Genomic DNA, 4,650 nt, shown 5'->3' with positions numbered 1-4,650 from the left:
TCGTGGTTGCGGGTTTATTTGACGAGTCTCAGCGTCGATGCTTCTTCTTCGCGGATCGGCATTGGTGGATCCGGCGGCAAACTCAAAAGTAGTTCGGCCATCGCCATTGCCTGCTCGTCACTGAGCGGCTTTGCGTCTTCGGGTGCGGCGATTTGTTTCGTGGGCGACATGCGTGGAAAGTACCACGCGAAATCTCATAATCAACGATGCGATCACCACCCCCCGGCCGCCCCTGGTTCAAGAGCAGATCACCACCTCGATTTATGATCCATCGAGCATAGTGGCCGCTTGATCTTCGCCATCTTCGGATTGGTCCGATGGCTTGTTTTCCCCAGTTATGCCGCGTTTCCCCAGCATATCTTCGTGATACTCACGTATTGCATGGGTTGCCATGATCTTTTGCCAAATCTTGCGACTCATACTGGTGCTCAGTTGCTCGATCTCGGTGACGGCGGCGACGGAATGAGCGTCGTCGAATCGCTCGACGTATAACGCCGCTATCTTGCCAACCAGCGACAACATTTCGCTGCAATAGTCGAGGTATCGGCTGAGCAAGAACGGCGTCATGTTGTATTTGGGTGAGTGATCGGTCGCCTGCCAGTTTCGCAAAATCCGCTCGGGGTCTTTGGTCAATTGATGCATGTCGATGATGTGGGCGATCGATCGTAATTCGTGAACCGCCGCCAACGCGCGTTTGCGTTTGATCCGCGTTTCCAAACTGATCAAAAAGTACAACGCGATGCCCACGAACACGCCACCGTTGATTCCAGCGTCAAAGGTTTGGATAAAGTCCATCGGACTGACTTCGTCCGGTTCCAAACGAACGACGAGAGCACCGTAGAAGATCAGGACCGCAAGAAGACTAAACGCCAGCAGATAGCCGACCGCGCGAATCCACAAGATCGGACGTCCAATCCAGGCTGACCGTGATGCCGCTTGCAACGAGACTTGGTGAAGTTGGCCGCACAATTTGCCGAGTCCGCAATTGGGAAATCGCTCGTCGATCCGCACTTGAAGCATGGCGACCGTTTCCACAATGCGATCATCACGCAGTCGCAGTAAATCGTGTGGCTTTTTTTCAACGTAGTCGGTTTGTTCGTTCATTCGCATGTGTCTCGCGGAAGACCCTGAAAAGGATGTATCGCTCGCCATGACGAGCCTGGATGCGTGAGCACAAGGGAGATGACAGACTATTTGACTAGACGGCCATATATTCTTCGATGGCATCAATCACGATCTCTTCGGGCGCAATTTTTCCCACCCATTTTTCGATACATTGGCAAATCATACCGACTCGGCGCTGGTCGATGTTGATGATCGTCGTATCAAGATCTTCGAGTGCGTCGGCGACCACGTCGCTGTTGCTGAGGTCAATGACAAGTGACGACGAGGGCATCGTAGAGAGATCTTCGATTTCCAGAGCGACTGCATCCGCGTCGATTCCGCCAACCAAGATCACATCGGCGGCGGGGATCGACGAGGCGTCCGAATCAACCAATGACTGTTTCAAAGCTTCGCGAAACGGTTCGGGAAACAGCGAATCGAGATCGCGGTCCATTTCGCCGATGACGTAGGCTGCGGCGGCCGAGTCATCCGGTTTGGCCGAAAAATGAGCGTGGATCTGCGCCGAAATCCATTGACCTTCGGCATCAAATCCAAGCAGTCCTGAGCTTTCCGAAACAGTACCTTGTAGACCCGAACGGGCAATCGGGTCACGATAGAAGCAGTCCAGCACGGCGGGGCTCGGTTGATCCGGCAGATGGCCGGCGGCCCACTGCGCGGCTTCGCGGACCAAATTTTTTCCCAGCAGAATGCCGCGGACTCCGAGCACTTCGAGTCCATGTAGGGCGACGGGCAAGTTTTCCGGCGTGACATCAAATGACATCACTCGCCAATCAAGCTTCATCGCTTCAAAGGCCCGTTCGATCGCCAGTTGGGACGGATTTCCGGCAATCGGGTGCCCAAGCACCGCGATGATCGGTTCAGTGGTACCATCCATGTTTCAAGTTCGCTCTTTCAAACCAAACCGTGGGAATGCCAAGTGGAAGCCGGAAAACAGCAAACCTACTTGATTCCGCTGTTAAATCGAAGGGCGCTGGTAATTCTGGGCGGCTGGGCACTGGCAATGATTGTCGCGTCATGGCAGACCGCGGATCCAGCAGATGGAATTACCGAAAACCACGAGATGAATTTTGCCCTTCGTTGTTTTATCATCGGCGGATGGCTCGGTGGCATCGCCGCAAGTTGTTGGATCACGTCGGCGGTAAATCAAGCGGCGTTGCGGTATGGATTGCAAGTCGCCTTGGTGCTGACCGGCGTCACTCTGTTTTGGATCACGTTTAGCGATGACCCTTGGCTATCGACCTTGGTGGATATGGTGGGAATCGTGTTAAGTCAAAATGTTGTGTTTGCGTGGATTGCTGTCCCGCGATGGAACGATACGCGTGAGTCAAGTCAGCGCAAGCCGCACCAATTTTCGATTGGCGACTTGATCGCGGCGACGACCGCATTTGCGTTGCTGTTGACTTCCGCACGCGACCTCTTGCCTCCGATCCGTGCCGAACTCTATTGGCCGGTGCTGATCGGGATTTGGTTGACCATCCCCTTCGCCACCGCGCTGCTCAGTCAAGCCATGCTGCTTGCCGCGTCTCGTGGCGGGTTGGCGCGAGTCATCTTAGTGGGAATCGTGGTCGCACTGGGCAGTTTTGCGATGGCGATATTTGCAACGGAGTTCGAATTTCCTGTCGAGTGGAACGATCTTTTTTTTCTGTACGTGCTGTATTACTTGATGGTATTTGTCGGTTTTCTGTCGACGTTTGCCGTCACCAGTTTCGCGGGTCGCTTGGCCTCGCAACAAGTCGCGATCACTGAATCGGCTGAGCTTTAGGCAATAGCCGGACGCACTGTAACGGCCCACGGCTCAACCGGTTGTTTCAAACATCGACTCAAGCAACCGGTCACTCGCGGCCGGCCGCCTATTTTCGCGCCGCGTCGACGATCGCATCAACCACCAAACGGTCGTCGTACTGCGTCAACGTGAATTGGCCGCCACGAAACCACTGCATGATCGGATGGGCGTAGTCCAGGGGCGAGGTCACCGGCGGTCGCGTTCCATGCCATGCCGTGCTCTGCCATTGATCCGATTGAGGCAGGAATTGATATTCTCCGCCGAGCGTGCACTGCAGTTCGGTGGCAAAGATATCCTGCGTGGCTGCGATCGCGTCGGCCGGCGGGACTCGCAATTGGCGCGACAGCATGCCTAAGAAATCGGCGCCCGCCAAACTGCTGGTCGCCGATCGTTGGTATAACTGGTTCGTGACCCAGGATTCCAGCTGACTGCCTCGCAGATTTCCGATTCGCCCGCGAAGTTGGGCGGTGTCCTCGACTTCGATCGAAGCCAAAAAGGGCAGGCTCGCCGTCAACAGATCCGGATAAAACGACAGCACGCTGAAGCCGCCTCCGGTGTAGCGATAGATACCGCCAATCAGCCGCGTCATTCCGGGGCCGACCGGAGTTCCGCGACCGAGGCCAAGCGGCAATCGGTCAATTGCTCCCGGCAATGGCCACGCGCCGATGTAACCTGGTAACTGTTTCAGGGCGCGATAGGTTTGAATCAAACCGTCGAAATCATCAGGGTTGGGTGGCACAGAGTCTTTGATTGCAGCAAACAGATGCGTTGGGGGCCCCAGTTGTTCCGATGCCACATGGGCTTGAACGGCGACGATGTCATCAGGTGCAAATTGCATCGCGACCCGTGTCGGTGGTCCCAATTGCTGTGCGTATTTGCCATATTGTGCGGGCGACCAAGGCGCGATTTCGGCATGGATAGCGAGCCGCTCGACGGTGGCGTTTTGATTGTCTCCGGCAAAAACCGTTTGCCGCTGGACGCCGACCATGATCGGGTCCATGTGCGGAAATCGTGACGTGTAGCTCGCCGCGATACGTGAATACCACAACGCTTCTTCGGCTGTGACGTTTTGTAGTTCGATGTCGGCGATCGGCAAAAATGTCCCTCTCGCACCGCGGAGAGTGTCGATCACGCTATCGCCGAGTTCCACAATCCCGCTGGCGTCCGAACGCTGGCTAAAGTTATTCGGCAGATAGCCGCGTTGGATCAATTGGTCAATCGACGCGGTTGGTGCCCCTTCGGCTGCCGCGGCCAACTTCGCCAGTTGTACTAGCGTTACATCTGATTTCGCGCCGATTCGTCGTCGAAGCTCAATCAGATATTCTGGAGACACCAAGCCTTGCAACATTTGCGGCGAGAAGTAGGCAAACAGAGAATCGTCTCGCTCAATCGGCATCAATCGTCGAGCGAGTCGGAATTCTGAGGTCGCCGCCAGCGATTGGCCACTTTCGCCGACTTCGAGAAATCGCTTGGCCATCGTTTCGCTGTTGGTGACCAGGATGTACTCGCCGTCTTCGACCATAAACGATCGCACTCGGTTGTCGGCGCTTTGCAGCAGTGAAACGGTTTTGCCAGCGATGGTGGTGTCGCCAAGTTCAATGGCGTCGTCCGAACTCGCTCGCGTCGCACGGTCGTTTTGCAGCGAGGTGCGGAACAGAAACGCGTTCTTGACTTTGAATAATACTCCTACTGTGGCTCCGTCATTCAGATACAAATCGCGGCCGATGATCGCTTGACTCCTC

At 55.5% G+C, this 4,650-nt stretch carries 4 protein-coding genes and 1 pseudogene; 1 reads left to right on the top strand and 4 read right to left on the bottom strand.

Features of this window, described 5'->3' with window-relative positions:
• Positions 1-14: 14 nt before the first annotated feature.
• From RMSM_RS40850 to RMSM_RS10065, 3 genes are all read right to left on the bottom strand, one after another.
• Positions 15-170 carry a hypothetical protein gene (locus RMSM_RS40850; RefSeq protein ID WP_008695044.1) on the bottom strand — a complete coding sequence of 52 codons (156 nt, stop codon included), beginning with the start codon at positions 168-170 and terminating at the stop codon, positions 15-17.
• Between the two features lie 91 nt (positions 171-261).
• Positions 262-1,104 (bottom strand): hypothetical protein, encoded by an 843-nt coding sequence (locus RMSM_RS10070; RefSeq protein WP_236622077.1) that lies wholly within the window; start codon positions 1,102-1,104, stop codon positions 262-264.
• Positions 1,105-1,198: 94 nt separating this feature from the next.
• Entirely contained in the window at positions 1,199-1,999 is an 801-nt protein-coding gene (locus RMSM_RS10065) for a hypothetical protein (protein WP_008695042.1), read from the bottom strand.
• Between the two features lie 42 nt (positions 2,000-2,041).
• On the opposite strand from RMSM_RS10065, the gene RMSM_RS10060 reads away from it, so the two are divergent.
• Positions 2,042-2,887 carry a hypothetical protein gene (locus tag RMSM_RS10060; protein ID WP_008695040.1) on the top strand — a complete coding sequence of 282 codons (846 nt, stop codon included), beginning with the start codon at positions 2,042-2,044 and terminating at the stop codon, positions 2,885-2,887.
• An 88-nt stretch (positions 2,888-2,975) separates the two neighbouring features.
• Here RMSM_RS10060 and RMSM_RS40845 read toward each other — a convergent pair.
• A pseudogene (locus tag RMSM_RS40845) lies at positions 2,976-4,650 on the bottom strand (hypothetical protein); the annotation flags it as partial.

The sequence above is a fragment of the Rhodopirellula maiorica SM1 genome (assembly GCF_000346295.1).
GTDB lineage: Bacteria > Planctomycetota > Planctomycetia > Pirellulales > Pirellulaceae > Novipirellula > Novipirellula maiorica.
This window is presented reverse-complemented; position numbering and strand designations above follow the sequence as displayed.

What these genes read in the sequence shown, in the direction of transcription:
- RMSM_RS40850 (WP_008695044.1), bottom strand. Translation starts at nt 170, where the DNA reads ATGTCGCCCACGAAACAAATCGCCGCACCCGAAGACGCAAAGCCGCTC.
- RMSM_RS10070 (WP_236622077.1), bottom strand. Translation starts at nt 1,104, where the DNA reads ATGAACGAACAAACCGACTACGTTGAAAAAAAGCCACACGATTTACTG.
- RMSM_RS10065 (WP_008695042.1), bottom strand. Translation starts at nt 1,999, where the DNA reads ATGGATGGTACCACTGAACCGATCATCGCGGTGCTTGGGCACCCGATT.